The following is a 23,311-nucleotide window of genomic DNA, read 5'->3' as shown; positions in this document are numbered from 1 at the left end:
GACCATGACTGAAAACCTGATTGAAATCCGCCACCTCAATGTCGCCTTCCATGGTCAGACTGTGGTGCGTGACCTGTGCCTGGATATCCGCCCCGGTGAGTGCCTGGCTCTGGTGGGCGAATCGGGCTCGGGGAAATCGGTGACCGCGCATTCGATCCTGCAACTGCTGCCCGAGAGTGAGGCGCAAACCCGTGGCAGCATCCGCTATCGCGGGCAGGAACTGCTCGGTGCTGATCCGAAGGTCTTGCGAGAACTGCGCGGCAATCGTATCGCCATGATCTTTCAGGAGCCGATGACTTCGCTCAATCCGCTGCACACCATCGAAAAGCAGATCGGCGAGACCCTTTTGCTGCACCGCGGCCTCGGCGGCAAGCAAGCGCAGCAGCGCATTCTCGAATTGCTCGGGCTGGTCGGCATCCAGAAACCCAAGGAACGCTTGAAAGCCTATCCGCACCAACTCTCTGGCGGGCAACGGCAACGGGTGATGATCGCCATGGCCCTGGCCTGCGAACCGGAGTTGTTGATTGCCGACGAGCCGACAACGGCACTGGACGTCACCGTGCAACGCAAGATTCTCTTGCTGCTCAAGTCCCTGCAACAGCGGCTCGGCATGTCGCTGCTGCTGATCAGTCACGATCTCAATCTGGTGCGCAGCATCGCGCAGCGGGTGTGTGTGATGAAGGCTGGCGAGATCGTCGAGCAGGCACCCTGCGAAACCCTGTTCACCGAACCCAAACACCCTTACAGCTGCGTGCTGTTGAACGCTGAGCCGGAAGGTGAAGCCCTGCCCCGTGACGAACGTGAAAATGTGCTGGAAGTCGCTGACCTGCGCGTCGATTTCCAGGTCGGCGGCGGGCTGTTCAGGCGCAAGCAGTATCTGCGCGCAGTCGATGGCATCAGTCTGAATATTCAGCGCGGCAAGACCTTGGGCATTGTTGGCGAATCCGGTTCGGGCAAGTCGACGCTGGGTCAGGCGATCCTGCGCTTGCTGGATTCCGAGGGCAGCATTCGCTTTCAGGGCGAAGCGCTGGACGGCCTCAATCAAAAGCAGCTGCGGCCGTGGCGGCGGCAGATGCAGGTGGTGTTTCAGGACCCGTTTGGCAGCCTGAGCCCGCGCATGTCGGTGGCACAGATCATCAGCGAAGGTCTGGAAGTGCATTGCGAGTCGACCGCTAATGAATGTGATGAGCAAGTGATTCGCGTGCTCAGGGAAGTCGGCCTCGACCCGGAAAGCCGCCATCGCTACCCGCATGAATTTTCCGGCGGCCAACGCCAGCGCATCGCCATCGCCCGGGCCTTGGTGCTGAAACCGGCGCTGATCCTGCTCGATGAACCGACCTCGGCCCTCGACCGCACTGTGCAGAAACAAGTGGTCGCCCTGCTCCGTGATTTGCAGGAAAAATACGGTTTGACCTACCTGTTTATCAGCCATGATCTGGCGGTGGTGCGCGCGTTGGCACACGACATGATCGTGATCAAGGACGGCCAGGTGGTAGAGCGTGGTGCCAGTCACGACGTGTTTGACAACCCGCAACATCCCTACACCAAAGAGCTGTTGGCGGCGGCGCATCCGGGGTAGGTTTTTTTCTGTAAATCCGCGGCGCGGCATTCGCGAGCAGGCTCGCTCCCACATTGGAATGCAGTCCCCTGTGAGAGCGAGCCTGCTCGCGAAGGGACCGGTACCAGCAACAAACAATCAGGATCAGCCTCAATGAACACCACCGAAAGCCTCAAGGACTACCAACGGGTACGCACCCTGGCGATCCGTTCGCTGTTCGAGATCATCGAGCAATCCAGCGAAGGCACGGTGATTGTTGACCGCGATGCGAATATCGTCTGGATGAACGAACGCTACGCCCGGCGCTTTGGTCTCGATTCAGCGGCAGGCGCTATCGGCAAGCCTTGCGAAAGCGTGATCCCCGGGAGTTTGCTGCGCGAGGTGGTGCGCACCGGTCGGCCGATTCTGCTGGACATGCAGGACACCCCAAAGGAACCGCTGGTGGTGATGCGCCTGCCGATCCACGACGATGCCGGCAGCGTGATCGGCGCCATCGGTTTTGCCCTGTTCGACGAGTTGCGCACGCTGTCGCCGATGCTCAAGCGTTACCTGAGCATGCAGGAAGAACTCGCCTCGACCCGCTCACTGCTGCGTGCGCGGCAGACCAAATACAACTTCGCCCATTTCATCGGTACCAGCGCCGCCAGCCTTGAAGTCAAACGACGTGCGCGACGAAGCGCCAGCGCTGATTCGCCCGTGTTGCTGTTGGGAGAAACCGGCACTGGAAAAGAGTTACTCGCACAAGCCATTCACAGCGCTTCGCCGCGCGCGCACAAAGCCTTCGTCAGTATCAACAGCGCGGCAATTCCAGAGGCGCTGCTGGAAGCCGAATTTTTCGGCACGGCACCCGGCGCCTTCACCGGCGCTGACCGCAAGGGCCGCACCGGTAAATTACAAATCGCTCAGGGTGGCACACTGTTTCTCGACGAGATCGGCGATATGCCGCTACCGCTGCAAAGCAAACTGTTGCGCGTGTTGCAGGAAAAGGAGTTCGAGCCGGTCGGCTCCAATGAAGTGATTCAGAGCGATGTGCGGGTAATCGCCGCGACGTCGACGGATTTGCAGGCAGCGATCAAGCGCGGCGAATTTCGCGCCGATTTGTACTACCGCCTCAATGTGCTGCCGATCCAGGTGCCGCCGCTGCGTGAACGTCTCGACGATTTGCCGGCGCTGAGCGAGGCGATTCTCGAAGAGCTGCGCAGCCAGCATGAACTGCACCGCGATGCGCTGGCGTTGCTCGGCCAGCATGCCTGGCCAGGCAACATCCGTGAGTTGCGTAATGTGCTGGAACGGGCGGCGTTGCTCAGTGATGATCTGATGTTGACCGAGCAGGATATTCGCGGGGCGATTGGCACGTTTACCCCGGTTGAGCGAACGTCCGAGCAAAGCACGCACGCGCCCGCTGGGGAGACATTTGCACAGGCGCGGACGCGGTTTGATCGGCAGTTGATCGAATCGACCCTGGCGCAATGCGCGGGGAAAGTGCCGGAGGCTGCGGTTCGGCTGGGTCTGGGGCGGTCGACGCTCTACAAGAAAATGGCTGCGCTGGGGATTGCCGAGTCTACATAAAGAGATATCGAATCTCTGTATGAAGACAAAACAAAAGCTTCGCGAGCAGGCTCGCTCCCACAGGGGAATGCATGTCAAATGTGGGAGCGAGACTGCTCGCGAAGGCTCCGGCCCATTCAAAGAAAATCTCAACTAAGAGACAAAAACAGTTTCGAGAACTCGACCGAAATCTAATTTCCTTATATTTCAAACAGTTAGAAGATTGGCACAAATCTCGCTAACCCACTCTCCACACCCGTTTCACCCACAAAAATAACAATCTGGAGAGACACACCATGAGTGTGATCATTGCCTTGGCAGCCCTGACGCTGCTGATGCTCGCCGCCTACCGTGGCTACAGCGTCATCCTCTTCGCCCCGATCGCTGCTCTCGGCGCGGTGCTGCTGACCGATCCGTCCGCCGTTGCCCCCGCGTTCACCGGGGTGTTCATGGACAAGATGGTCGGTTTCATCAAGCTCTACTTCCCGGTATTTCTGCTCGGCGCGGTGTTCGGCAAGCTCATCGAACTGTCCGGTTTCTCGCGCTCGATCGTCGCCGCTGCGATTCGCCTGCTCGGTACCAAACAAGCAATGCTGGTGATCGTGCTGGTGTGCGCCCTGCTGACTTATGGCGGCGTGTCGTTGTTCGTCGTTGTCTTCGCCGTTTATCCGTTTGCAGCGGAGATGTTCCGCCAGAGCAATATCCCCAAGCGTTTGATTCCGGCGACCATTGCCCTCGGTGCATTCTCGTTCACCATGGACGCCCTGCCCGGCACGCCGCAAATCCAGAACATCATCCCCAGCACCTTCTTCAACACCACCGCATGGGCGGCGCCGTGGCTGGGGGTGATCGGCACGATTTTCGTGTTCTGCGCCGGCATGCTGTTTCTGCAGCGCCAACGCAACAAGGCGCAACGTGCCGGCGAAGGCTACGGCACTGAACTGCGCAACGAACCGGAAACTGCCGAAGACCTGAAGCTGCCCAACCCGTGGATTGCCCTGTCGCCATTGCTGGCCGTGGGCATCATGAACCTGCTGTTTACCCAGTGGATTCCGCAGTGGTATGGCAAGACCCACAGCCTCGCACTGCCGGGCATGGCCGCGCCGGTCACTACTGAAATCGCCAAGCTCACGGCGATCTGGGCGGTGCAGGCGGCGTTGCTGGTCGGCATCCTCATGGTGCTGGCGTTCGGCTTTAAGGCGATTAAAAGCAAGCTCGCCGAAGGCAGCAAAAGTGCGGTCAGCGGTGCGTTGCTCGCGGCCATGAACACCGCGTCTGAATACGGCTTTGGTGCGGTAATCGCTTCGCTGCCGGGCTTTCTGGTGCTGGCCGACTGGCTCAAGCAGATTCCCAATCCGTTGGTCAACGAAGCGATCACCGTGACGCTGCTCGCCGGCATCACCGGTTCGGCCTCGGGCGGCATGAGCATTGCGCTGGCGGCGATGTCCGAGCAGTTCATCAGCGCGGCGCACGCGGCGAATATCCCGCTGGAAGTGCTGCACCGCGTGGCCGCGATGGCCAGTGGCGGCATGGACACCCTGCCGCACAACGGCGCGGTGATCACCCTGCTGGCGGTGACCGGATTGACCCACCGCGAAGCCTATAAAGACATTTTCTGTATTACGCTGATCAAGACGCTGGCGGTTTTCGTGGTGATCGGCACTTTCTACGCCACTGGTATTGTGTGAGGTATTCATGACCACTCTTTCCGGCAAGACAGCTTTGGTGACCGGCTCCACCAGCGGCATCGGCCTGGGCATCGCGCTGACTCTCGCGAAGGCCGGCGCCAACCTGATCCTCAATGGCTTCGGCGACGCCTCGAAGGTGATCGCCGAAGTCGCTCAGTTCGGCGGCAAGGTCGGCCATCATCCCGCCGATGTCAGCGACCCGGCGCAGATTGCCGACATGGTCGCCTACGCCGAGCGCGAGTTTGGCGGCGTCGACATTCTGGTCAACAACGCTGGCATTCAGCACGTTGCGGCGGTAGAAGAGTTTCCGGTTGAGCGCTGGGATTCGATCATTGCGATCAACCTGTCATCGGTGTTCCACAGCACCCGTTTGAGTCTGCCGGGCATGCGCCGCAAGAACTGGGGGCGCATTATCAATATCGCCTCGGTGCATGGCCAGGTCGGCTCCACCGGCAAAGCCGCATACGTTGCCGCCAAGCATGGCGTGATCGGCCTGACCAAAGTGGTCGGGCTGGAAACCGCGACCAGCAATGTCACCTGCAATGCGATCTGTCCGGGCTGGGTGTTGACGCCGCTGGTGCAGAAGCAGATCGACGATCGCGCGGCCAAGGGGGTCGATCCGCAGCAGGCGCAGCATGATCTGCTGGCGGAAAAACAGCCCTCGCTGGAGTTTGTCACACCGCAGCATCTGGGTGAGCTGGTGCTGTTCTTGTGCAGCGAAGCCGGCAGCCAGGTGCGCGGCGCGGCGTGGAACATTGATGGTGGCTGGTTGGCGCAATAAACACCTGGCCATTGTGGGAGCGAGCCCGCTCGCGAATGCGGTTTATCAGACACAGTTCGGGATACTGAGACAACGCTTTCGCGAGCAGGCTCGCTCCCACAGGGAACGATCTCCCTGGCCTGTACGAATCCGATAAGAAGAGGCAAGCCCATGTCCGATATTCTCTGGCAACCCGACACCCAGCGTATCGCCGGTTCGCGTATGGATGCCTTCCGGCGCGATATCAATCAGCGGCATTCGCTCAAGCTCGACGGCTACCCTGCCCTGCACCAATGGAGCATCGATCAGCGCCCGGCGTTCTGGCAGGCGATCGTCGATTACTTCGACATCCGCTTCCACACTCAGCCCGACGCCGTCTTGCGTGAAGGTGCAGAAATGCCCAGCGCCGAGTGGTTCCCCGGCGCGACCCTGAACTTCGCTGAACACCTGTTGCGCCGACGCGACGATGCCGTGGCCGTGATCGCAGTTGCAGAGAATGGTCAGCGCGAACAACTGACCTGGGCCGAGTTGGCCGAACAGGTCGCCGGGTTTCAGGCGAGCCTGCGCGCGGCGGGCGTTGGCCGGGGTGATCGCGTGGCGGCGTGCATGCCCAACACCTGGCAAACCCTGGTGGCGATGCTGGCCACTACCAGCCTCGGCGCGATCTGGTCCTGCTCGTCGCCCGACTTCGGCACCCACGGCGTGATCGATCGCTTTGGCCAGATCGAACCGAAAGTGCTGCTCACCTGTGCCGGTTATCAATACGCCGGAAAAACCCTGGATCAGACCGCCAAGCTCAACGAAATCCTTGCACAACTGCCGTCACTGCAGCAGTTGATCATCGTCCCGTACGCTCGCCCGCAAGCTCGCATCGAGGATTACCGAACCCTAGCCGATGTCTGCTTCTGGGAAGATTTTTATCAACCCGGCGGCGAACCGGATTTCACCCCGGTGCCGTTCAATCATCCGCTCTACGTGCTGTACTCCAGCGGTACCACTGGCGTGCCGAAATGCATCGTCCACAGCACCGGCGGTGTGCTGCTGCAACACGTCAAGGAACATGGTTTGCACTGCGACCTCGGTCCCGGTGACCGCTTGTTCTACTACACGACCTGCGGCTGGATGATGTGGAACTGGCTGGTCTCGGCACTCGCAGTGGGCAGCGCCGTGGTGCTCTACGACGGCTCGCCGTTCCACCCGGATCACCAGCGCCTGCTCGACCTGATCGACGATGAACGCATCAGCGTGTTTGGCACCAGTCCGAAATTCCTCGCGACGCTGGAAAGCAGCGGCGCCAGGCCACGGGAAAGCCATGATTTGAGCAGTTTGAAAACGCTGCTGTGCACAGGCTCGGCTTTGTCACCGCAAAGCTACGATTTCGTTTATCGCGACTTCAAAACCGAGGTGTGTCTGGCCTCGATGTCCGGTGGCACCGACATCGTTTCGTGCTTCGTCAATGGCAACCCGCTGTCAGCGGTACGTCGCGGAGAAATCATGGGCAAGAGCCTGGGCATGGCCGTCGAGGTGTGGAACGACGCTGGCCAGCCGGTGATCGGTGAGAAAGGTGAACTGGTCTGCACACGGCATTTCCCGGCGATGCCGATCGGCTTGTGGAATGACCCCGACGGCTCAAAACTCCGCCAGTCCTATTTCAGCCTGTTCCCCGGCGTCTGGGCACAGGGTGATTACGCCGAGCAAATGCGCGATGGAGCGATGATGATCCATGGCCGCTCGGATGCGGTGTTGAATCCGGGCGGCGTGCGCATCGGCACGGCGGAGATTTATCGGCAGGTCGAGAAAATCAGTGAAGTGCTGGACAGCGTCGCCATCGGTCAGCAATGGCAGGAGGATGTGCGCGTCGTGTTGTTCGTGCGTTTGCGCGACGGCGTCGAGCTGGATGAAGGGCTTGAACAGCGAATCCGCGAAGTGATCCGCGCCAATACCACACCCAGGCATGTTCCCGCACGCATCGTCGCAGTAACCGATATACCGCGCACCATCAGCGGAAAAGTCGTAGAGCTGGCGGTGCGCGATGTCGTGCATGGGAGGCCAGTGAAAAATACCGATGCACTGGCCAATCCCGAAGCGCTGGAGCAGTTTCGGGATCGGCGCGAACTGGCCATGACCGAAGTTATTCAACACTGAATTTCGTCTGGCGCAGCCTCAATTCAGCTGTATTACAACTTCACCGGTGAGGGGCTGATCTCCACTGGCTTCGATCGCTGCGCGCATGATGCTGAGATTCAGCGAAAACAACGCTTCGTTTGTTTTCAACAAACTGAGCAAGGCAATAACGAGCATCAGCGAGTCTGCATTGAGGAGCGCTTGAGCACTTTCGTGAAAACTGCCAGTGATAGGCTCAGACCGGGGCAAGCGTCCCTTTGCCAAGTTGAGTAAAGGCGCCACATCCAAACCGACCTTACCATCTCGGGTCGCCCCCTCGGCAGTGATCAGACTGGTCTTGGCGGGGTTGACCCGAATCATTTCGTGGATGAGGTCATCAGCGATTTCGCCGTAACCTGTCAGGCTGAATCGCTGGTTGAAGTTACGTGTATTGACCGTCATGTACTGAACACGCTTTTTATCTGTAGCTCCTGCGCTCTTCCATTTACTGTAATCGAATGGATTTACCTCAATGACGCCATCATCTAGTTTCAGGCTATCCAACAGGAAATTACTGGCGGACGTTCCGCCGAAATCCAGCCTGATGGCGCTTAGCAGATTGGACAATTCGTCACGCGCCGCCGCGGTACTGCCAAAAAACAATCCAATCGTGGGGTCGGTTTTGAAATTCAGCGCCGGCGAGCCCAGCATTTCAATTGCGCTGTCTATTTTGAAACGGGCCAGTGGCAGACTGCGCTCGAGAATGTGAGCTGTAAAAACACCCGGAACCGGTTTCTGCAGTAATGGCAGACTAAACTTCTCTTGCAGGTCAAAATTGACGAGTCGTTTTCCCCACGGCTTACCTAGCCGATTGGCCGCGTACCACTCACTGCTTTTCTTGATGGCACAGACATTGAAAGAAGACGCGGTGCTTCCAAGCGGGCGCCACCTCCCGAAACCAACATCGGTAGCATTCGCCAGCTTGTGAAATTCCCGCGCCGTACCGGTCAGTCTGCTCATCTGGACAACGGCAGATTCCACGACTTTTGCGCCCGACGCGCCCAAGTGCATGACGCTTTTGAACAATGCTTTTGACGCTTGGTATCCAGCAGTTGGCAATCCATCAATCGGATTGAAAGTCGAGACTGTCAGAGAAATGCCAAACCTGACGAGGCTGCCGATTTTTGCCGTTAACGAAACTGTTTTGGCTGCGATATGCAGAATTTTAGCCGGGGCACCCAGTACAGTGAAGAAAATACCGATAGCATCCATCGTGCACGCGTAAATTCCGTCAACCACCTGATTTCTATTTCCGGAAGCCAAGTCTTCGATACATTTCTTGAACGGGACACACAGGTCAATAATATACGTCAGCACCTCGTTATAAGTGTTCTCCGCACGCTCTTTATCAGTGTATTCGGTGAAGACTTCCCTGAAATCCTGGAGGCTGCCCAATGGTCTGTTCTTCACAACAAATTGGGCAATATTTTCGATATGCTCATTTACGAAAAACTGATAATGATTACGAACGACCCGCGACGCAGAAGTCGGAGCGATAACAGTGCCAAGTTTCTCTATAACCATAATCCCAGAGGCATTCGGCGACGGCTTTTTTCCGACAATGTAGCTATCGAAATCAGTTGGAACGTTATGCGTGGGGGGGCAAAGGGAAAAATGCATCATCGGGCTTCCCTGTATATTCAACCCTTCCAGGCATGTTCATTTTTTGGGTATAAATAATCAATTTGCCTAGCTCATCGTTTCTTCTGCACTCTCCCAACAAGGTAAACATTTCATAGCATAAAGTCTGATTATTCCCGAAGGAAGCTATCATAATTACGCCGAACCGCCCCACCGCCTGGTCTTTCTTGAGCTGAACTTCGATATTTTTGGGCGGCTGATTACCCGCGCCGACCAAGTTATAATTAGCCGATGACGGATAGTAAATCTCTGCAACCGAAGGACGTACAGTAAAAAACGTGATCTTGCTTGAGGCAAAGATATCTCGATCGGCTCGAGGCATTCCTGCTATCGCCAGCTTTATGTTTGAAGCCATCGCCTTATGAATATTGCAGTGATAGCTAACGAGCTCAGCTTCGAATGCTGGTTTGATGGCAGGCAAGGCCAAAAGCTGCGGATACTTATCGAAAATGCCGGGCTCTTTATTCCAATCCCATGTTCCGGACGCCAGCAACCCTTCGATATGAAGATCAAGCATCGACACTCTCATTGCAGAATAAGTCTCAGGACGCAAAAGAGGTTGTTCAATAACATCAAAATCAGCAACCGCCTGCTTCAATGCAGTCATCGCCAGTCGTTTCCGATTGGGCGGAGCCGCCCCAAATGCCTTGATCCCCAAAACAATATCATCCACGTGCGTTTTATACGCATTCCAAGCGTCTTGAGCTGCTGTAAGAGCAGACGTGCTCAGTTGCTCATGAGTGATGACTTCATTCATCAATGCCCAGTCAATGATAGGGTCGATCGCAGTAATACCTTGCAGCTCCCCCAGTACCGGGCTGACCGTTTCCATGCTTGCAAACTTCATGACTTGTTCATATGTCATGAAGCGAGAGACGCCTCGACAATTGATCTCGATAAAGCTCACCGCCTGGCAAAACGTCACCCAGCCGATCGAGCCAGCGTAAAGCTCTTGGGGCAGATTTTTAACCAAGAGACAAGGCGCTACATGAGCCAGGAGCAGGTGGGAAGCGAGAGGAATAATCGAGTGCGAATGGCCCTTTGCTACCAGGTAAGCCTCAAAATTTTCACGTATGGCATATAACGGCCTATCAGCCATGGTGCTCGAATCGTATATATCAAAGGTTCCGATGCAGTTGCGCTTACCAGTAACGCCTATGGATGAATCCAACTGCAAAATTATTGCGGTGAGCAATACCTGAGCTAGATCGTCACTACTGATTTCCTCGGAATCCTTCGCCCCCCACCAGTCCAGTGCAATGACGTATTCCTTGGCAATTTTCTGCGACGCTGGATGACGAACCAGCATTGCAACGACCTCGTTAGCGCTGTCCCAATTAACGGTAGTAACGTTATACGGTCTTACGCTTCTGAAGATTGTGTTAAGTAGATTCTCATTCGCAGGGAAAAGTTTACTCGTCACTGCGCGAATCTCTGCACACTGCTGTGGTGTCAAGGTGATCGACGTATCATTTAGCCCAGTTATCTGCCCCCAGTAATTACCAAAATCATCTCCTTCAGGCCACTTCCACTCCAAAAAGCCAATCAAGCTTTCTAGTTTTTCTCTGTCATCCGGCACGTTGAACCCGTGAAAACGCAACCACTGCGACAACAGCACTGCGTTATCAAGGTGAACGAATCCACCAAGACCTGCTGCAATAGCAACTAACTTCTCGAACTTCTCATTCGCGTCGGGATTACTCTTGACGTTATCCGATACATCCATCCACCCTTCATGAGTAACGTATATGTGAATTTCACCCGAAGACGTAACTCTACTGTAGGTGCCAGAACCGAGTAAGCTCATCAGATCCTGAAGCATCTCGCTGGCCGGTTTCTGTAAACGTCCAAAAGAGGATTCAGGCGAGAGCCAGATGATCTTTTGGTCGTCGTTTGAAATATCCCGCGCAACGTCTTCCGGAGCTTCAACAAGAAATCTTTTCAACTGACCTAGAAGTGCCATTCGTTCTAATTCATCTGCGGCAGAACAACGCACATTATCGGCAGCGCTCAATTTGGAAAGAGCACCTGCACCACATCGATTTTTCATTTTATTGACCTGTTTATTTACATGGACTTGCTATCGAGATCGCAAATCTAATAAAAACAGGCGAAACCACAACTAACCAAGTATTAGTCTAGATTTCAAACATCTATCACCTGACCGCTCAGCCGCCTACAGACACGACAACTTACTCCACCAACCCCCAATCCCCTGTCGATGCTTTTTCGTTGATTGGAGAATCAAGTTTAAGCTTGATGCCTAACCGTAAGTTGTTTGTCGAATCCGCGTTTTTCAAAGCTTCTTCTACTGTAATAACACGCGCAAGGACTAACTGTAACAGTGCAGCATCGAATGTCTGCATGCCTGAGTCTTCGGATTTCTCCATGATACTTTTCAACTCAGCCAACTCATTGCGACGGAGCGCATCAGCGACAGTCGGCGTACCTAATAACACTTCCACGGCCGCCCTGCGCTGGCCGTCGACAGTGCGTACCAAGCGCTGCGAGACAAATGCTTTCAGGTTGTTGCCCAATGTCTGCAACAGCTGCTCGCGCTTCTCCTCGGGAAACATATTGATGATGCGATCCAGCGCCTGATTGGCGTTGGTCGCATGTAATGTCGACAACACCAGATGCCCTGTATCGGCAAACGAGAGCGCGTGCTCCATGGTTTCGCGGTCACGGATCTCACCAATCAGGACGACGTCCGGTGCCTGGCGTAAAGTGTTCTTCAGTGCAGCATGAAAGCTGCGCGTATCGACGCCAACCTCACGCTGATTGATGATCGAGCGCTTGTGCCGATGGATATATTCGATCGGGTCTTCGATGGTCACGATGTGTCCGGCACTGTGGCGGTTGCGATGATCGATGAGCGCCGCCAGGGAGGTCGACTTGCCCGAACTGGTAGCGCCGACAAAAAGAATCAGGCCACGTTTGAGCATCACCGTTTCCAGCAACACCGGCGGCAGTTTCAAGTCTTCGAACCGCGGGATGTCGAGCTTGACGTTGCGGATAACGATCGAAACGTCGTTGCGCTGCTTGAAAATGTTCACCCGGAACCGGCCGACGCCCGTTCGGGAGATTGCCAGGTTCATTTCAAGATCCCGGTCGAACTCCCGGCGCTGCTCGGCGTCCATCAGGGAGGTGGCGATGGCCGCGGTTTCGCCAGGTTTGAATGGCTGATCGCTCAGCGCCGTCAGCACACCATCAATGCGAGCGCTCGGTGGTGCGCCGGTGGAAAGGAAGAGATCCGAACCGTTTTTTTGCGACAATGTTGACAACAGTGCATCGATTTCCATGGCTGAAAGCACCCGCGAAGCATTGAATGAGCAGATTTGGCCTACGCTTGGCGCGGCTCCTGCAACAATGATAGACCCCGTCTCACCGAACCACGCTCAGGATTGAAACATGAATGCTGTACCCACCACCGATGACGCCCAGGCCCTGATCGCCCGCACCGACTGGAGCCGCAGTCCGCTGGGCGCCGCCGGCAGCTGGCCGCAGAGCCTGCGCACGGCGGTGGACATCGTGATTCATTCGCCGATGCCGATGCTGCTGTTGTGGGGGCCGCAACTCACGCAGATCTACAACAATGGCTTTGCCCTGCTCGCCGGCAGCAAGCATCCCGAAGCCTTCGGCCAGCCAACGCATGAGATCTGGCCGGAAGTGCGGGATTTTGCCGAGCCGATCTACCAAGCGGTGCTGCAGGGTCAGGTGCGCAGCTTCAGCGAGCAGCGTTTCAGCGTGCAGCGGGACGGCAAAAAAACCGATTTCTGGCTGGATCTGACCTACAGTCCGATTCGCGATGAAACCGCACAGGTCGCCGGCATTCTGATCACTGCCATTGAGACCAACGAACGCCGCCGCATTGCCCTGGAATTGCAGCGCCGTTCCGAGGAAAGCCTCAAGGCTCAGCGCCAGTCCGAAGAGCGTCTGCAACTGGCCCTCGCCGCCGCCGACGCCGTCGGTACGTGGGACTGGGACATTGGCGAAGACCGATTCATTGCCGATGCGCATTTTGCCGAACTGCATGGCGTTGATCCGAGCAAGGCCGGGCAATTGCCGATCAGCGAATATATGCACGGGGTGCACCCCGAAGACCGCGCAATGGTTGCGCGCGGCATCAAGCACTGCATCACCCACGGCACCGAGTACGCTGAGGAATATCGCTTGTTGCAGGCCGATGGCACGCTGCGCTGGGTGTTCGCGCGGGGGCGTTGCTATAAGGATCATCATGGTCGGCCGATGCGCTTTCTCGGCGCGGCGCTGGACCTGACCGAACGCAAACACACCGAACAAGCGCTGCGTCAGAGCCAGACCGAATTGCAGTTGATCATCAACGCCATGCCGATACTGATCAGCTATGTCGACGCCGAAGAACGTTTTCGCTTGAACAACGCAGCGTATCTCGACTGGTACGGCCTCACACCGCAAGAGTTGTACGGGCGCAAGATTCGCGAAGTCATCGGCGAAGAGGCGTATTTCCTGCGTGCACCGTACATCGCCGAAGCGCTGGCCGGACGCGCCTGTTCCTTCAGTTTCTATACCCCCCACCGCGACGGCAGCACCCGTCATGCCCTCATGAATTATCTGCCGCGACATGGTGCGGACGGTGCAGTGAACGGCTTCTACATCTTTGTCATCGACGAGACCGAGCGCAAGAAAACCGAAGAAGCCCTGCGTAATCTCAACGAAACCCTCGAAGAGCGGGTCAGCGCGCGCACCGAGCAACTGGCTCAGGCCAACGAGCGTTTGCAGAACGAGATGTTCGAACGCGAGCGCGCCGAAGATGCCTTGCGCCACGCGCAAAAGATGGAAGCCGTCGGCCAGCTCACGGGTGGCATCGCCCACGACTTCAACAACATGCTCACCGGCATTATCGGCAGTCTGGACTTGATGCAGCGCTACATCGCCAATGGTCGTGCCGACGAGATCGGCCGTTTTACCGAAGCGGCCGTGTCATCGGCCAATCGCGCGGCGGCGCTCACGCATCGCTTGCTGGCGTTCTCGCGGCGCCAGTCGCTGGACCGTAAGCAACTGAACGTCAATGACCTGGTGCACTCGCTGGAAGATCTGATCCGCCGCACCAAAGGCGATCCGATCGATCTGCAACTGCGCCTGCCCGAAGACGTTTGGCCGGTGAGCACCGACGTCAGCCAGCTGGAAAATGCCTTGCTCAATCTGGTGATCAACGCCCGCGACGCGATGCCCGAAGGCGGCACGTTGCTGATCCAGACTGCCAACGTCTACCTCGACAGCAGCGACATCACCATTCTCGAACCGGTCAAGGCCGGGGAATATGTGATGCTCGCGGTCAGCGATAACGGCACCGGCATGACTCCGTCAATTCGCTCCAAAGCGTTCGATCCGTTCTTCACCACCAAGCCGATCGGCCAGGGCACCGGGCTCGGGCTGTCGATGATCTACGGTTTCGCCCAGCAATCCGGTGGTCACGTCAGCCTCGACAGCGTGCCGGGGCAAGGTACTTGCGTGCGCCTGTACTTGCCGCGCTTGCTTGAGCCGACGCCGGAAACCTCATCTGTGAAGAAAGCCGAACCGATTGCTGCTTCATCTTCTGGCGAAACCGCAATCGTGGTCGAGGATGACGCGGCGGTGCGCATGCTGGTGCTCGATCTGCTGAGGGAGCTGGGCTACAAAACCTTCGAAGCGGCAAACGCCAAAATCGCCCTGCCCTTGTTCGAGTCCGCGCAACGTGTCGATCTGCTGGTCACCGATGTCGGGCTGCCCGGCATGAACGGTCGCCAGTTGGCGGAAATTGCGCGCCAGCATCGTCCCGGCCTTAAAGTGCTGTTCATGACCGGTTACGCGCAGATTGCTGCCGAGCGCCAGGGCTTTCTTGAAGAGGGTATGGACATGGTCGCCAAGCCTTTTGTCCTGGAAGTGTTGGCGAGCAAGATTCGCAAGTTGAGCAACCCGACCCCGTGACTTGAGGCATAATCGCGCGCCCCGCTGTCACCCCGTTATCAGGTATTGCACGATGAAAGCCCAAGCCCGCCACATTCTGGTGAAAACCGCCGAAGAGGCCGAACAACTCAAACAGCGCATCGCCAAGGGCGAAGCATTCGATGTGCTGGCGAAGAAGTTTTCCACCTGCCCGTCCGGCAAACGCGGCGGTGATCTGGGCGAAGTACGTCCAGGACAGATGGTCGGCGCGATTGATGCGGTGATTTTCAAGAAACCACTGCGCACCGTTCATGGACCGATCAAGAGCAAGTTTGGTTATCACCTGGTGCAGGTGTTTTATCGGGATTGATCGGCTGGCTGTCGAGCTTCTTCGCGAGCAGGCTCGCTCCCACATTTCGACCGGATTTTCATTGTGGGAGCGAGCCTGCTCGCGAACCGATTGCGCAGCAAGCGGCCATTCTCTGACTACCTGGGGATCAGCGCTCCTGGCACCTGTATCACCTGACTGGCCAATTCATGTCCCGCTTGGGCCGCCTCTGCCGGGCTGCCGCCGAGCAAGCGCCGGGCCAGATATGCCGCACTGAACGAATCCCCCGCCGCCGTGGTGTCGACAACCTTGTCGACCTTTTGCGCCGGCACCTCAAACGTCTCCCCCTGACAACGAATCAGGCACGCCTCCGCGCCACGCTTGAGCACCACTTCTGGCGTGCCAATCTGCGCATACGTCGCAAACACCTCAGCGCAATCGGCAAACCCGAACAACGCCTGTTCGTCATCCACGGTGAGCAACGCCAGATCGACATAAGGCAAGACGCTGCGATACGCCGCCCGCGCCTCTTCCACAGAAGCCCACAAGCGTGGGCGGTAGTTATTGTCAAACACGATGCGCGCATCGCGCTGCCGGGCTTCGCTCAACGTCTTGATCAGGCGGGCACGGCCTTGCATGCCAAGTACGGCGAGGGTGATTCCGCTGAAATACAGCACGTCGTAGTCCGGCAAGGCCGCGAGAATCGGCTCGGCCGCAGGAGTGGTAAAGCAATCGCGCACCGCCGCTTCATTGCGCCAGTACAGGAAACGCCGCTCGCCGTTGGCGTCGGTCTGTATGCAATACAAACCGGGAAGCCGACCAGGCAAGCGCTGCACCAGATCGAGGCCGATGCCTTCGCTGCGCCAGATCTGGCACATTGCGTCACTGAAACTGTCATCGCCCAGCGCGGTGACGTAGTCGACTTGCGCCTTGTCGCCCAGCGCGCGGGACAGGTACACGGCCGTATTGAGGGTATCGCCACCGAAGCTTTGCTGCAGACTGCCGTCGGCACGTTGTTGCAGTTCGATCATGCATTCGCCGATCAGGGCGATGCGTGGGGTGTTGCGGAGGATTTTCATCGGGTGGGATCTCGGGTGGTTCAGTGGTGGCTAAGCGGGCGTCTTCGCGAGCAGGCTCGCTCCCACATTCAAATGCGTCCTCTGTGGGAGCGAGCCTGCTCGCGAAATAGCCGCCGCAACGCAATCTCAAGCCTTAGAAACAAGTCGCCATGGTCTCGATGACCGCCAACTGCTCATCCACCAGCAACCCCACCCGCCATTTATCGAACGTCAGGCACGGATGCGAAGTACCAAAGGAAATGATGTCGCCGACCCGCAGTTCTACACCCGGCGCCACGGTCATGAACGCATGCTGATCCATCACCGCCGTGACCTTGCACGCACCGATATCATCACCTGTCGCCGGCACCACACCGGCCTTGTAGCGCAACAACGGCACCGGCAAACCGGCGTCGAATGCGACGTCGCGCTTGCCCAGGGCGATCACCGCGAAACCCGGTTCCGGCAGCGACTGCACATGAGCCCAGACTTCCAGCGCCGGGCGCAGGCCTTCGTGCAGATCGCTGCGACGGTCGAGCACGCAGCACTGCGCCTCTTTGTAGATACCATGGTCGTGGGCCACGTAACTGCCCGGGCGCAACACACTGAGGAAGCGGCCAGCGGCGTTCTGGGTTTCGAAGGATTCGGCGATCAGGTCATACCAGGCTGAACCCGATGCGGTGATGATCGGTTTGGCAATGGCGAAAGCGCCGCTGTCCTGCAGCTGCACCGCCAGGCGCACCAGCGATGCGGCGAACTGGCGAATGCCACTGACCGCGTGATCGCCGTGAATCACGCCTTCGTAACCTTCAATGCCGGTCAGTGCCAGCGCCGGTTGCGCATCGATGGCCTTGGCCAGCTCGATGACTTCCTGCTCGCTGCGGCACCCGCAGCGCCCGCCGACCACGCCATATTCGATCATCACGTTGAGCTTGACCCCACGGGAAGCGAAGTAAGCCCCGAGGTCGGCGACGTTGTCCGGGTGATCGACCATGCAATAGAAATCGAACGTCGGATCGGCGAGCAGATCGGCAATCAACGCCATGTTAGGCGTGCCGACCAATTGATTGGCCATCAACACCCGACGTACGCCGTGAGCATAAGCGGCGCGGGTCTGGGTGGCGCTGGCGAGGGTGATGCCCCAGGCGCCGGCGTCGAGCTGTCGCTTGAACAGTGCCGGGGTCATGCTGGTTTTGCCGTGGGGCGCGAGTTCGGCGCCGCTGTCGCTGACAAATTTCTGCATCCAGCGAATGTTGTGCTCCAGCGCCTCGCGGTGCAGCACCAACGCCGGCAGGCTGACGTCGCGGGTCAGTTGCGCGCCGATGGCGGCGTCGCCTTTTTCTACGGCAGAGTTGATGGCAGTGGTCATGGTCCAGTCCTCACAGTCGCGGCCGCAGGCAGCCGCGGTTATTCGTTGATCCGCCGGGCGAGGCTGTTGGCGCTCTCGATCAGCACCCGGCGATAGTCGTTGTAATTGTTTTTTGCATCGGCCCGTGGGGCGACGATGCACAACGTGCAAATGGCCACGCCTTGCGGGTCTTTCACCGGCGCGGCGAAGCAATGGGTGAAGGTGTCGGCGACGCTGTCGAAGGAGAAGAAGCCATCGATACCGGCCTGACGAATCTCCGCCAGAAAGCGTTCCAGCGGCAGGCGTTCGCCGTCGGGCAGGATGTAGTCGTCCTCGTCGATCAGGTCGATGATCTGCTGATCGCTCAAGTGCGCGAGCAGCAGGCGCCCGGAGGCGGTCCACGGGATCGGCGCGTTTTCGCCAATATCGGAGGAAATGCGGAAATGCCGCTCGCCCTCCTTCATCAACGCCACCGTGTATTTGCGCCCGTTGAGCAGGCACATCTGCGCGGTTTCGCGGGTCTGGCTGACGATCTCCTGCAAGGCGTGATCGGCTTCGCGGCTGAGGTCGAAATGGCGCAGATGCGCTTGGCCGAGGAAGTACAACTGGCGGCCGAGATAGACGTGGCCGTCCTTGCCCACCGGTTCCAGAATCCGCCGTTCCAGCAAGGATGCGACCAGCTCGTAGACCGTGGATTTCGGGCCGCCGATGCCGTTGGCGATGTCATTGGGGCGCAGGGGCTGGCCGATTTCCTTGAGAAAATCGAGGATATCGAACGCCCGGTCCAGACCACGTGCCCGGCGCTTGATGGTGTCTTCGGTCATGTCAGTGGTTTCCATTCAAAGTCGCCGGGAGTTTACCGAGAGTCCAGTGTCGCCTGTTACATCGCTTTCGCGAGCAGGCTCGCTCCCACAGGAAAACGCATTCCAAATGTGGGAGCGAGCCTGCTCGCGAAGAGGGCTGCACTTGTTTCAGGCCTTCTTCTTGTAGGCAATGCAGTCGATCTCAACCTTGCAATCAACCATCATGCTCGCCTGCACGCAGGCCCGCGCCGGGGCGTGTTCGGGTTTGAAATACTCGGCGAAGACTTTGTTGAAGCTGCTGAAATCCCGTGGATCGTCCAGCCATACGCCGGCGCGAACCACGTCCTCAAGGCCATAACCAGCCTCTTCGAGAATGGCGATCAGGTTCTTCATGGTCTGGTGGGTCTGTTCGACGATGCCGCCGACGATGATCTCGCCATCCACCGCCGGTACCTGGCCGGACACATGCAGCCAACCATCCGCTTCAACAGCGCGGGCGAATGGACGAGGCTGGCCGCCGGCGGCGGTGCTGCCGGTGCCGTAACGCGTAATGCTCATGGGTGTTTCTCCTGATTGCAAAAGTGCAGATTCAAAACCGCGTGCTTTTGAGAAATTCCGCCAGACGCGGCGATTGCGGGCGTTCGAACAGTTCCTTGGGAGGCCCCTGCTCTTCGATTCGCCCTTGATTCATGAAAACGATCTTGTCCGAGACCTCGAAAGCGAAACGCATTTCGTGGGTCACCAGCAACATGGTCATGCCGTCCTCGGCCAGCCCCTTGATCACGTTGAGCACCTCGCCAACCAGTTCTGGGTCGAGGGCCGAGGTGACTTCGTCAAAGAGCATCAGGCTCGGGTTCATCGCAATCGCCCGGGCAATCGCTACGCGCTGTTGCTGACCGCCGGACAACTGACCGGGAAAGTGATTGCGCCGCTCCAGCAGGCCGACACGCTCCAACCATTTTTCGGCAAGCACCACGGCTTCGTCCTTGTGCATCTTCTTCACCTTGAGCAGGCCCAAGGTGACGTTCTGCAACGCGGTCAGGTGCGGGAAGAGGTTGAATTGCTGGAAGGCCATGCCGGTCATCGCACGATGACGGGCAATGACCTTTTCCGCATGGCGCACACGTTTACCGTTGACCTCGTCATAGCCAATGGATTCGCCGTCGAGCAGAATCTGCCCGCCCTGAAACTCTTCGAGCATGTTCACGCAACGCAGCAGCGTGGTCTTGCCCGAGCCACTGGAGCCGATCAGCGTAACGACGTTGCCACGCTGCATGCTCAGGTCGACACCCTTGAGCACTTCCACCGCGCCGTACTGTTTGTGCAGGCCGCGAATGTCCAGCAACGCCTGATTCTGTGAAACAACTTGAGCTTGAGTCATGGCAAGGCCACCCGCTTTTCAATGTGCCGGCCGAGTAATTCGATGCCGTAGTTGATGACGAAGAACAGAAAACCGGCGAACAGGTAGAACTCCAGGGTCATGAAGTTTCGGGCGATGATCTGTTGTGTGCTGAGCAGCAATTCGGCGACGCCGATCACCGAGAGCAAGGTCGACGCCTTGACGATTTCGGTCGACGAATTGACCCAGGTCGGCAGGATCTGCCGCAGCGCCTGAGGCAACAGCACGTAGCCGAGGGATTGGTAGAACGTCAGACCGATGGCTTTGCCCGCCTCCATCTGCCCGCGCGGCAAGGCTTGTAGGGCGCCACGAACGATTTCGGCGACGTGCGAGCCGCAGAACAGCGTCAGGCCCAAGGCTCCGGCCTGAAACGCGCTGATCTGCCAACCGAGCGCCGGCGCCATATAAAAGCAGGCCAGCACCAATACAAACACCGGCGTGCCGCGAATCAGATCGACGTACAGCCGAAACGGCGCGCGCATCCAGAATCTGCCGTAAGTCAGGACCAGGCCGGCAACCACGCCGAGCATGGTGCCCAACACAATGGCCAGCGCCGAGACCTGCACGCTGGTCAGAAAGCCCTGCCACAACGGCTCGCGCGCGAGCCACAATTCATGCAACCAACTGGGAGATTGGTACATCGCAGCCTCCTATCGGCGGATCGCCAGACGCTGCTCGAGGTAACGCAGCAGCATGGCAATGAGGTAACAGGCCGCGACATACAACGCCGTGGTCACCAGCCAGGTTTCGATCACCCGGTAGCTCTCGACGTTGATCTTGCGCGCGTAATAGGTCAGCTCCGGCACCGCAATCGCAGCCGCCAGCGAGGTGTCCTTGAACAGCGAAATGAAGTTGTTCGACAGCGCCGGCAGCACATTGCGCAGCATCACCGGCACGGTGACGTAAGCCTTGACCTGCCATTCACCGAGACCGATTGCCAGCCCGGCTTCGCGCTGGCCTTTGGGAATGCTCAACAAGCCGCCACGGAAGACTTCGGTCAGGTACGCGCCGGCATACAGCGACAGCGTGATGATGAACGAAGGAATCTTGTCCAGACGAATGCCAAGGCTGGGCAGTGCGAAGTAGATCAACAGAATCAACACCAGGATTGGCGTGTTGCGCACCACCGTGACGTACACCGAGGCCAGCACCCGCAAGGCGCGATGTTTGGAGAGCAATGCAAACGCCATCAGCAGGCCGATCACGCAGCCGATGGCGATCGACACCAGCGCCAGCTGCAAGCCCAGCCCGAGCCCTGCCAGCAAGGTGTCGAAATCGCGCCACACGGCGGCAAAGTTCAACTGATAATTCATGGTCAGCAGTACCTTGAGCGGGGCGACTGAAATCGCCCCACTCTCACGGGATCATTTGAATTCGACTGGGAAACCGATCGCGGGCGACGGCAGATCGACACCGAACCATTGCTTGAAGGAGGCGGCGTAGGTCGGGAACTCAACCCCGGTCATGGCCTCATGCAGCGCGGTGTTGACGAAGTTGAGCCAGTCCTGATCGCCACGTTTGACTGCGCAAGCGTAAGTCTGCGGGCTCCAGGCATAGCTCGGGCTGCGGTAGCGGCCCGGGTTCTGCACCATCAGGTATTTGACCGACGACTGATCGGTTGCGGCGGCATCGGCACGGCCGGAGTTCACTGCCTGATACATCAGGTCGACGCTGTCGTACTGATCGACCTTGGCCTTGGGCAATGCCTGATGCACCAATTCTTCGGCGTACACGTTCTGCAGCACCGCAACGGTAACGTCATCGCCCGCCGCCTGCAGGTCTTCGATTTCCTTGTACTTGCTGTTATTCGGCAAAAGCAGGCCGACGCCTTCACGGTAGTACGGCAGGGTGAATGCCACTTGCTGGGCGCGGCTCGCGGTGACGGTGATGAACTGGCAGCTCATGTCGACCTTGTCGGTCAGCAGGTTGGGGATACGCGCATCGGACGACTGCACCACGAACTCGACTTTACTCGGGTCGTTGAACAGTCCCTTGGCCACCATCCTGGCGATGTCGATATCAAAACCCTGCAACTTGCCGTCCGCGCCCTGAAAGTGCCACGGCGCATTGGTGCTGCCGGTGCCCACGATCAACTTGCCACGGGCGAGAACACTGTCGAGCTTGCTGTCGGCCGCCTGGGCCAGACCCATGACCGAGGAAGAAGCCGCAAGGACAAAAACACACGCTTTGAACAACGAAGGATGGCGACGCATGGCAAGCACTCCAGAATTGTGTTTATTCCGCTATACCGGAACACGGTTTGTTACTACGGAATAGACAGCAGAAAGTGTGCCACAGGAATCTCGCGAAATCTGTAACTGCGTTGAACGCTTTTGGAATCAACAAGATATGGTTCGTGGACCAAAGGGTTTGGCCCGACCAGGAACGAAGGAAACACCTGACAAAGCCAGGAAAGGGGTAATGCGTTCCCAACTTGGGTCAGATCGCGCCGTTGTGGTGCGAATCAGGGTGACAGTTGAACAAGACCCGGTATCAGCGCTTTAGCGCCTGCCTGTAGACATCACCACCCTGCCGTTTCGCGACGGCTATCACCGTGACGACAGCACTTCTCGTGGTTACGCAGTCCACCTGTAATTTCTGACAGTAGACCCCGACATGCCTACTCCTTTAACGTCAAGCAACCTATCCGCTCGTTGAAAAGGACCCTTCGATGAACGTCACCAACACATCTTCCGCGCTGGCCCCGGTTTACCGCAAAGCCCTGAAAACCTGGCGTCCGGTCATTCTTTATTTCGCCAATGAACATTGCCCCGCCTGCGAATGGGCCGGGCCGATCTTTCGGCAGATTGCCGAGCCTTACCGACTGCGCGCCAACATCTATATGCTCAACACCAGCCAATCGCCCAAGCACCCGAATGTCACGGGCACGCCAACCGTGCTGTTCTATAAAAACGGCAGGCTGATGAAAAAGCTCAAAGGTATCGGCACTGAAGAAACCCTCGCACGGGATTTCGCCGTGCACATCGGCAAGACCAAAGCCCCCTTTGCCGCGCGTAAACGGAAGCATGATCTGCCTTGGCTGCGTCAGACACTTCGTACTTTGCGTACCGTCCCACATGGGCGCCTACGGAGGATGTACTGAACGAGCC

At 58.0% G+C, this 23,311-nt stretch carries 19 protein-coding genes; 8 read left to right on the top strand and 11 right to left on the bottom strand.

Annotated features, from left to right (window positions below; genetic code table 11):
• Positions 1 to 4 precede the first annotated feature (4 nt).
• The 5 genes from ACZ9BE_RS09920 to ACZ9BE_RS09900 all read left to right on the top strand — a co-directional run bounded on the left by ACZ9BE_RS09920 (position 5) and on the right by ACZ9BE_RS09900 (position 7,699).
• Positions 5 to 1,579: an ABC transporter ATP-binding protein gene (locus tag ACZ9BE_RS09920; protein WP_236168986.1), complete on the top strand. Its 1,575-nt coding sequence runs from the start codon at positions 5 to 7 to the stop codon at positions 1,577 to 1,579.
• A gap of 132 nt (positions 1,580 to 1,711) precedes the next feature.
• Positions 1,712 to 3,127, top strand: coding sequence for a sigma-54 interaction domain-containing protein (locus tag ACZ9BE_RS09915; RefSeq protein ID WP_476249327.1), 1,416 nt, complete (start codon positions 1,712 to 1,714; stop codon positions 3,125 to 3,127).
• 275 nt (positions 3,128 to 3,402) lie between these two features.
• On the top strand, positions 3,403 to 4,794 hold the full coding sequence (locus tag ACZ9BE_RS09910; protein ID WP_016774505.1) for a GntP family permease: 1,392 nt from the start codon (positions 3,403 to 3,405) through the stop codon (positions 4,792 to 4,794).
• 7 nt (positions 4,795 to 4,801) lie between these two features.
• Positions 4,802 to 5,575 (top strand): 3-hydroxybutyrate dehydrogenase, encoded by a 774-nt coding sequence (gene hbdH / locus ACZ9BE_RS09905; RefSeq protein WP_071172267.1) that lies wholly within the window; start codon positions 4,802 to 4,804, stop codon positions 5,573 to 5,575.
• Positions 5,576 to 5,725: 150 nt separating this feature from the next.
• On the top strand, positions 5,726 to 7,699 hold the full coding sequence (locus ACZ9BE_RS09900) for an acetoacetate--CoA ligase (RefSeq protein WP_476249326.1): 1,974 nt from the start codon (positions 5,726 to 5,728) through the stop codon (positions 7,697 to 7,699).
• Between the two features lie 18 nt (positions 7,700 to 7,717).
• On the opposite strand, the gene ACZ9BE_RS09895 is transcribed toward ACZ9BE_RS09900, so the two are convergent.
• The 3 genes from ACZ9BE_RS09895 to ACZ9BE_RS09885 form a co-directional block, all read right to left on the bottom strand.
• Positions 7,718 to 9,337 carry a hypothetical protein gene (locus ACZ9BE_RS09895; RefSeq protein WP_476249325.1) on the bottom strand — a complete coding sequence of 540 codons (1,620 nt, stop codon included), beginning with the start codon at positions 9,335 to 9,337 and terminating at the stop codon, positions 7,718 to 7,720.
• Complete coding sequence (locus tag ACZ9BE_RS09890) at positions 9,306 to 11,408, bottom strand: hypothetical protein (RefSeq protein ID WP_476249324.1); 2,103 nt, start codon at positions 11,406 to 11,408, stop codon at positions 9,306 to 9,308. Before ACZ9BE_RS09890 ends, ACZ9BE_RS09895 begins: the two co-directional genes overlap by 32 nt.
• Positions 11,409 to 11,550: 142 nt before the next feature.
• Positions 11,551 to 12,660, bottom strand: coding sequence for a PilT/PilU family type 4a pilus ATPase (locus tag ACZ9BE_RS09885; protein ID WP_056785248.1), 1,110 nt, complete (start codon positions 12,658 to 12,660; stop codon positions 11,551 to 11,553).
• Positions 12,661 to 12,769: 109 nt separating this feature from the next.
• On the opposite strand from ACZ9BE_RS09885, the gene ACZ9BE_RS09880 reads away from it, so the two are divergent.
• Together ACZ9BE_RS09880 and ACZ9BE_RS09875 are read left to right on the top strand one after the other, a co-directional pair.
• Positions 12,770 to 15,307, top strand: a complete 2,538-nt coding sequence (locus tag ACZ9BE_RS09880) for a hybrid sensor histidine kinase/response regulator (RefSeq protein ID WP_476249323.1) — start codon at positions 12,770 to 12,772, stop codon at positions 15,305 to 15,307.
• A gap of 52 nt (positions 15,308 to 15,359) precedes the next feature.
• Positions 15,360 to 15,635, top strand: a complete 276-nt coding sequence (locus ACZ9BE_RS09875) for a peptidylprolyl isomerase (protein ID WP_007912322.1) — start codon at positions 15,360 to 15,362, stop codon at positions 15,633 to 15,635.
• A 116-nt stretch (positions 15,636 to 15,751) separates the two neighbouring features.
• Here ACZ9BE_RS09875 and kdgK read toward each other — a convergent pair whose 3' ends face one another.
• The 8 genes from kdgK to ACZ9BE_RS09835 form a co-directional block, all read right to left on the bottom strand.
• Entirely contained in the window at positions 15,752 to 16,672 is a 921-nt protein-coding gene (gene kdgK / locus ACZ9BE_RS09870; RefSeq protein WP_315435849.1) for a 2-dehydro-3-deoxygluconokinase, read from the bottom strand.
• Between the two features lie 133 nt (positions 16,673 to 16,805).
• The gene (locus ACZ9BE_RS09865) at positions 16,806 to 18,020 is read right to left on the bottom strand and encodes an amino acid deaminase (RefSeq protein ID WP_256809899.1); all 1,215 of its coding nucleotides are present in this window, start codon (positions 18,018 to 18,020) and stop codon (positions 16,806 to 16,808) included.
• A gap of 38 nt (positions 18,021 to 18,058) precedes the next feature.
• Positions 18,059 to 18,823 (bottom strand): IclR family transcriptional regulator, encoded by a 765-nt coding sequence (locus ACZ9BE_RS09860; protein WP_041478714.1) that lies wholly within the window; start codon positions 18,821 to 18,823, stop codon positions 18,059 to 18,061.
• Positions 18,824 to 18,970: 147 nt separating this feature from the next.
• Positions 18,971 to 19,360: a RidA family protein gene (locus ACZ9BE_RS09855; protein ID WP_016774497.1), complete on the bottom strand. Its 390-nt coding sequence runs from the start codon at positions 19,358 to 19,360 to the stop codon at positions 18,971 to 18,973.
• A gap of 31 nt (positions 19,361 to 19,391) precedes the next feature.
• Positions 19,392 to 20,183 carry an amino acid ABC transporter ATP-binding protein gene (locus tag ACZ9BE_RS09850; protein ID WP_406228975.1) on the bottom strand — a complete coding sequence of 264 codons (792 nt, stop codon included), beginning with the start codon at positions 20,181 to 20,183 and terminating at the stop codon, positions 19,392 to 19,394.
• The gene (locus ACZ9BE_RS09845; RefSeq protein ID WP_041478712.1) at positions 20,180 to 20,842 is read right to left on the bottom strand and encodes an amino acid ABC transporter permease; all 663 of its coding nucleotides are present in this window, start codon (positions 20,840 to 20,842) and stop codon (positions 20,180 to 20,182) included. The genes ACZ9BE_RS09850 and ACZ9BE_RS09845 overlap by 4 nt, the downstream gene beginning before the upstream one ends.
• A gap of 9 nt (positions 20,843 to 20,851) precedes the next feature.
• Positions 20,852 to 21,514 carry an amino acid ABC transporter permease gene (locus ACZ9BE_RS09840; protein ID WP_024012746.1) on the bottom strand — a complete coding sequence of 221 codons (663 nt, stop codon included), beginning with the start codon at positions 21,512 to 21,514 and terminating at the stop codon, positions 20,852 to 20,854.
• A 51-nt stretch (positions 21,515 to 21,565) separates the two neighbouring features.
• Complete coding sequence (locus tag ACZ9BE_RS09835) at positions 21,566 to 22,414, bottom strand: transporter substrate-binding domain-containing protein (protein WP_041478710.1); 849 nt, start codon at positions 22,412 to 22,414, stop codon at positions 21,566 to 21,568.
• A gap of 458 nt (positions 22,415 to 22,872) precedes the next feature.
• Here ACZ9BE_RS09835 and ACZ9BE_RS09830 point away from each other — a divergent pair, with 458 nt between their 5' ends.
• Positions 22,873 to 23,304 (top strand): thioredoxin family protein, encoded by a 432-nt coding sequence (locus ACZ9BE_RS09830; protein WP_476249322.1) that lies wholly within the window; start codon positions 22,873 to 22,875, stop codon positions 23,302 to 23,304.
• The last annotated feature ends 7 nt before the right edge of the window (positions 23,305 to 23,311 follow it).

Source organism: Pseudomonas sp. TE9122, assembly GCF_056278925.1.
This window is presented reverse-complemented; position numbering and strand designations above follow the sequence as displayed.

Bases quoted from the DNA above. Each gene is read 5' to 3' on its own strand.
- ACZ9BE_RS09920 (WP_236168986.1), top strand. From the start codon at position 5: ATGACTGAAAACCTGATTGAAATCCGCCACCTCAATGTCGCCTTCCAT.
- ACZ9BE_RS09915 (WP_476249327.1), top strand. From the start codon at position 1,712: ATGAACACCACCGAAAGCCTCAAGGACTACCAACGGGTACGCACCCTG.
- ACZ9BE_RS09910 (WP_016774505.1), top strand. From the start codon at position 3,403: ATGAGTGTGATCATTGCCTTGGCAGCCCTGACGCTGCTGATGCTCGCC.
- hbdH (WP_071172267.1), top strand. From the start codon at position 4,802: ATGACCACTCTTTCCGGCAAGACAGCTTTGGTGACCGGCTCCACCAGC.
- ACZ9BE_RS09900 (WP_476249326.1), top strand. From the start codon at position 5,726: ATGTCCGATATTCTCTGGCAACCCGACACCCAGCGTATCGCCGGTTCG.
- ACZ9BE_RS09895 (WP_476249325.1), bottom strand. From the start codon at position 9,337: ATGCATTTTTCCCTTTGCCCCCCCACGCATAACGTTCCAACTGATTTC.
- ACZ9BE_RS09890 (WP_476249324.1), bottom strand. From the start codon at position 11,408: ATGAAAAATCGATGTGGTGCAGGTGCTCTTTCCAAATTGAGCGCTGCC.
- ACZ9BE_RS09885 (WP_056785248.1), bottom strand. From the start codon at position 12,660: ATGGAAATCGATGCACTGTTGTCAACATTGTCGCAAAAAAACGGTTCG.
- ACZ9BE_RS09880 (WP_476249323.1), top strand. From the start codon at position 12,770: ATGAATGCTGTACCCACCACCGATGACGCCCAGGCCCTGATCGCCCGC.
- ACZ9BE_RS09875 (WP_007912322.1), top strand. From the start codon at position 15,360: ATGAAAGCCCAAGCCCGCCACATTCTGGTGAAAACCGCCGAAGAGGCC.
- kdgK (WP_315435849.1), bottom strand. From the start codon at position 16,672: ATGAAAATCCTCCGCAACACCCCACGCATCGCCCTGATCGGCGAATGC.
- ACZ9BE_RS09865 (WP_256809899.1), bottom strand. From the start codon at position 18,020: ATGACCACTGCCATCAACTCTGCCGTAGAAAAAGGCGACGCCGCCATC.
- ACZ9BE_RS09860 (WP_041478714.1), bottom strand. From the start codon at position 18,823: ATGACCGAAGACACCATCAAGCGCCGGGCACGTGGTCTGGACCGGGCG.
- ACZ9BE_RS09855 (WP_016774497.1), bottom strand. From the start codon at position 19,360: ATGAGCATTACGCGTTACGGCACCGGCAGCACCGCCGCCGGCGGCCAG.
- ACZ9BE_RS09850 (WP_406228975.1), bottom strand. From the start codon at position 20,183: ATGACTCAAGCTCAAGTTGTTTCACAGAATCAGGCGTTGCTGGACATT.
- ACZ9BE_RS09845 (WP_041478712.1), bottom strand. From the start codon at position 20,842: ATGTACCAATCTCCCAGTTGGTTGCATGAATTGTGGCTCGCGCGCGAG.
- ACZ9BE_RS09840 (WP_024012746.1), bottom strand. From the start codon at position 21,514: ATGAATTATCAGTTGAACTTTGCCGCCGTGTGGCGCGATTTCGACACC.
- ACZ9BE_RS09835 (WP_041478710.1), bottom strand. From the start codon at position 22,414: ATGCGTCGCCATCCTTCGTTGTTCAAAGCGTGTGTTTTTGTCCTTGCG.
- ACZ9BE_RS09830 (WP_476249322.1), top strand. From the start codon at position 22,873: ATGAACGTCACCAACACATCTTCCGCGCTGGCCCCGGTTTACCGCAAA.